The 4,752-nt window shown below is 42.6% G+C and carries 6 protein-coding genes; all 6 read right to left on the bottom strand.

The window, feature by feature from the left end:
* On the bottom strand, positions 1-472 hold a 472-nt coding region (locus WBV27_RS02600), incomplete at its 3' end, for a transketolase (protein WP_424199156.1).
* A gap of 88 nt (positions 473-560) precedes the next feature.
* Positions 561-1,856, bottom strand: coding sequence for a class II D-tagatose-bisphosphate aldolase non-catalytic subunit (locus WBV27_RS02595; protein ID WP_424199154.1), 1,296 nt, complete (start codon positions 1,854-1,856; stop codon positions 561-563).
* Between the two features lie 30 nt (positions 1,857-1,886).
* Positions 1,887-2,987 carry a PTS fructose transporter subunit IIC gene (locus WBV27_RS02590; protein WP_424199152.1) on the bottom strand — a complete coding sequence of 367 codons (1,101 nt, stop codon included), beginning with the start codon at positions 2,985-2,987 and terminating at the stop codon, positions 1,887-1,889.
* Between the two features lie 40 nt (positions 2,988-3,027).
* Entirely contained in the window at positions 3,028-3,342 is a 315-nt protein-coding gene (locus WBV27_RS02585; protein ID WP_424199150.1) for a PTS fructose transporter subunit IIB, read from the bottom strand.
* Between the two features lie 12 nt (positions 3,343-3,354).
* Positions 3,355-3,828 carry a PTS sugar transporter subunit IIA gene (locus WBV27_RS02580; RefSeq protein WP_424199148.1) on the bottom strand — a complete coding sequence of 158 codons (474 nt, stop codon included), beginning with the start codon at positions 3,826-3,828 and terminating at the stop codon, positions 3,355-3,357.
* Positions 3,803-4,752: BglG family transcription antiterminator (locus WBV27_RS02575; protein WP_424199146.1), on the bottom strand; the 950-nt coding region annotated here is incomplete at its 5' end. The genes WBV27_RS02580 and WBV27_RS02575, both read right to left, overlap by 26 nt.

Raw genomic sequence — 4,752 nt, 5'->3', positions numbered from 1 at the left:
CGCCGCACAGACTGTATGTGTAATGGTCGACAATCGGAAACTCCTCTTTATTGTATGCAGCTGCCAGATGGGCTTCCACCATCGCCATTCCGACAGCCATCGCAAGACCTTGGCCTAGCGGGCCGGTAGTCGCTTCGACCCCATCCGTATGATGGATTTCCGGATGCCCCGGCGTCTTTGAACCCCACTGCCGGAATTGCTTCAGATCCTCGATCGAAACCTGATAACCGGACAAATGCAGCAGACTGTACAACATCGCGGATCCATGCCCAGCCGATAGCACAAAACGGTCCCGATCCGTCCAAGTTCTGGATGTGGGTGGATTGATTTTTAAAAATTTGGACCAAAGTACGTAGGCCATTGGGGCAGCACCCATAGGCAAGCCCGGGTGACCTGAGTTGGCTGCTTCGACTGCATCGATACTTAAGGTACGGATTGTGTTTATCGCTTTTGCATCTATTGTTTCAAACATTTTTCACTCATCCTTTTTAAAAAAGAGTATCCAACCAAAGACCTTTCAGATCCTTGGTTAAGATACTCTATTTATTTTCTTCTTTAAATTATCTAACGGACACTAACGGACTTTGTACAGCAACTTTCTTGATGCGGGAAGTAGCACCCTTCAGGTTATAACACTCCGCATAGTCACGGATCGGTCTCTTGATGTGGTCGATGACATAACGTTGTCCCTCGATATTGTGTGCAGCTAAGTTGTTGTACAACTTCTCGATTTCAACTTTTACTTCATCGTCGTTGAAAGTGTAGTGCCCAGCAATATCCAGAATATCTTCAGATAGCTCGTCGTCTGCCGTGATTTGATCAACCGTCAGATTTTTTTGATCCCCAACCATCCATTTTCTCCAACGCTCACTCTTGATAGCGTGGACAAGCAGAACATCCCGCGTGTTCGATGGATCAGTTACCAGACCATATTCGACCAACTTCGCTTCCACCTTAGCTAGGTTCAGATAGGCACGTGTTTCTTCTGTTCCGTATTGAGGCGCAACGTTTGTGGCTGTGATCTGTGAAGGGATATGTTCCAACAAGGTAACATCATCCAAATAATCACCGTTGTGTTCTTTTAAGCCAACACCGTATTTTTTAGCCATTTGTGCCAAGTCGTAGGCGTTTTTGAAGTTGAATGTTCCAACCTGTTCCGTTTTCCGGGTCAGGGTACCTGTCTGTCCCACAATGAATGTCGGCATCGGAAGCCCGCGTTTTTCCAGTTCCGCTTTCAATCGTAGGATGAATGTTTCGTATGTTTCAGTGGACGTCAGGCCGCCATTCGTCTCTTCCGTACCGACTTCATAGCCGATTTCAGGAAGGTTTCTAGCCTTACGTTCATTTTCACAGAATTCGATTAAATCTACCGTTCTTTCCAAAACCGTATCCAAAGGAATCACCTTACCGACCTCAAATGGATCTTTGGTCGGGTCAATCATCAATAAGTCAAAACCTGCTTCGATATCGGCAACATAAGATTTCTTCCCTAATATCATTGCTTCATCCGTTGGGATATGGTCGTTTCTTTCTTGGTCACGCTGCCATGGACCACCGTGGTCACGACATAGATAGTATAAGTTATCATAATCGATTTCCTTCGCTACCTCTTCTACTGCAGCAGCAAATGTAAACTGGTTCCAGCCATTAACATATCCCCCGCCCAATTCGTCCGCATCCACCTGATTACGGCTTGCAATAAACATGACAGGATAATCATCTTCTTTTGATAGTTCTAAAGTAGCCTGCACACAATTTTTTGACATCGGACCAATTCCCAGAATAGTCGCACTTTCACCTGTTTTTTGAAGTTCCAATAATCCTTCTACAACGCTTTTTATCGGTAATTTTGTCATTATCTTTTCCTCCTGGATGATGTTTTTGTTTTATTTTGCGATTTCTGTATCTTCGACAGTCGTTTTGAATTCATTATTCTTTACTTGTGTTTCTTCAACTAGATTCGGCTTAGTGAAGTGAAGGATGGCAACTGATACTAACGTACCGATCAGCATGGACAAGAAGAACCATAACTTACCATTGACTACCGGCAGAATAATCAGGCCCCCGTGAGGAACCAACGCTTCAACTCCGTTTGCCATACCCAACGCACCACCGATAGCGCTACCAATAATGATCGCAGGCAATACACGTTTGATGTCTTTGACTGCAAAAGGAATCGCACCTTCAGTAATACCGATCAAGCCCATGAAGAATGCTGAAATACCTAAGTCCTTGTCTTCGGAGTTATATTTTTTGCGATCGATGAATGTCGAGATAGCCATTGCCAACGGCGGAATCGCTACAGCAATTCGATGAGCCCCGTTTGGTGCATAAATACCTTCTGCCATTAAAGCCAATGTAAAGGCAGTTGCCGTTTTATTAATGGGTCCACCCATATCAACAGCCGTCATAGCCCCGATAATTAAACCTAATAGAATCGCGTTCCCACCCTGCAGTTCTCCGAGCACGCTTACTAACCAATCCATAAATGAACCAATCGGCACAGCAATGACATAGATATAAATGAGTCCAATTACAAATGTTGTAAAAACAGGAACTATTAATATCGGCATAATAGTCCGGATTGTTGCTGGCACTTTCCATGTTTTGCACCATCTGACCACATACCCCACAGCGACACCCACAATCATCGCCCCAAGGAATCCTGTTTTCACTTGACTTTCCCCAATAGGGTTATTCGCTACATAACCTAAAATCATTCCGGGTGCAATCCCGGGTTTCCCTGCCATAGAGTATGCGATATAACCCGACAAAATGGGAATCATCATCGAGAAACCAGCGATACCTAAGTCAAGGAGATTCTTCATGAAAGGATTAGTGACTTCCATCCCTGCATCAGTAGCCGTACCCGTAGATAATGCAATGGCAAGAAAAATACCCCCAACCACAACTGACGGCAACATATAGGAAACACCTGTATTAAATGCTTTTTGTAAATCCTTGAACACCTTATTTTCCTTGTTCACTTTCCTTCATCTCCTCATTAGTTAATAAGTACAATGTTTTTTATAGTTTCTCAGCTTTATCCAGTACGCTTTCAGGATGTTTGATCACTTCACCCGGATCGATTTGAATCACTTTTCCGGCATCCATTTTTTCCTCAAAACGTTCTTCTCCTTCAATGCTGATTGCCACCGCTAGAATCACTACATCTGCTGCATCCACCTCTTCTTGCTCCAACTCATTTTCAATTCCCATGCTGCCTTGAGTTTCTACTTTGAATTCATAACCGCGTTTTCTGCATTCTTTTTCGATTGCTTCTTGTGCCATATAAGTGTGTGCTACTCCTGTTGGACATGCTGTAACTGCTACTACTTTCATCTTCTTTTCCCCCTAAATTTCAATTGAACTCAATTGTTCGAAAACTTTTGTCTTATCGTTTTGGCTTAAAAGATTCTCTCTGAATTCATCATCCAGCAATTTCTTGCTCAACTGCGAAATAAATTTCAGATGTAATTTCCCTGGACTCTCTTGTGGCACGCCTATCAGAAATACTAATCGCACCATTTCTTCATTATCCGCACTCCACTGGAACTCATCCTTCGTCCGAATAAAAGCTATGAAAGGGTGATTGACTGCTTCAGACTTTCCATGAGGGATTGCAATCTGATATCCGATCGCCGTTGGGACCTCTTCTTCCCTTTTTTGGACTGAGGCGTAAAAATCCTTGAAGTCACTTATATAGCCTGATTTTTCAGCTTGGTTGACGATAAATTCGATGACTTCGTTTTTTGTTGAAAACTCTTCATCGATAAAAACCAACTTATCCGAAATGACACTATTACCTTTCTCCTGCGTTTGTTCCATATACCTCACTCCTAAATCCTATTAGTAAATCATCTGTAGAAGAAGCTTCTCTGATTCCTTTGAGTCTCCCTGGACTATCTATAATGTTGTAGATGTCCGAAAGGATGTTTCTCGTTTCCTTCGTGTCTTGTTTAGAAATACAGATCATAAAGGCAAGATCGACGAAGTAATTATTCCACTTGAACTTCTTGGCATTTTTGACGACTGCAACAATAGTTTTCTTCACATCATGTGAACTCCCATGGGGTACAGCCACCCCGGTCGGCAAATCGGTTCCGCCTACCGTCTCCCGGTTACTCACACTCTCGACAAACTCAGGTGTGACATATCCCGATTGAATCAATTTCTTACCGATGCAATCGATCAGCTCTTCTTTGGAAGTGAAATTGCTGTTTAGATAAATAAACTCTGCGTTTATATATTTTGTTAAATTATCAAATCCCGAAAAAGGTTTCTCCATAACTTTCTTGGCGGGTTTATACAATTCATTGCCGATTTTTGATATATCTTCATCATTCAGGAAAGGCGAGACATAAATGACTTTTTTGTTTGGAAGATCGATATTGATAGTAGAAAGAATCAAGTCAAAAGAGTCCAAATCAATCTCATCCAGTTCCATTACTGATGCAGCCTCTAGGGTATCCAGCGAGGGAAGAACGTTTTTGATCCTATTGATCAAGAGTTCCGAAGTTGCAATTCCCATTTGACACACAACCAGTATTCTTCGGTTCATCTTTGCCCGTTCGATGGCTGCTTGAAAATAAATCGTCAGAAAGGCGATTTCGTCTTCATTGAAAGTAATTCCGAGTTCTTTTTCATATTCACTCAGCACTACCCAAATCACATTGAAAGTGAGCGAAAATTCCGTTTTGATACGGGAAGTAAATGGGTTTTCGATCTTATTCTTCGCCCGCAACCGATAAA

The organism is Trichococcus sp., from assembly GCF_049589555.1.
Lineage (GTDB): Bacteria > Bacillota > Bacilli > Lactobacillales > Aerococcaceae > Trichococcus.
The sequence above is the reverse complement of the archived record's forward strand: the minus strand, read 5'-3'. Positions and strand labels throughout refer to the sequence as shown.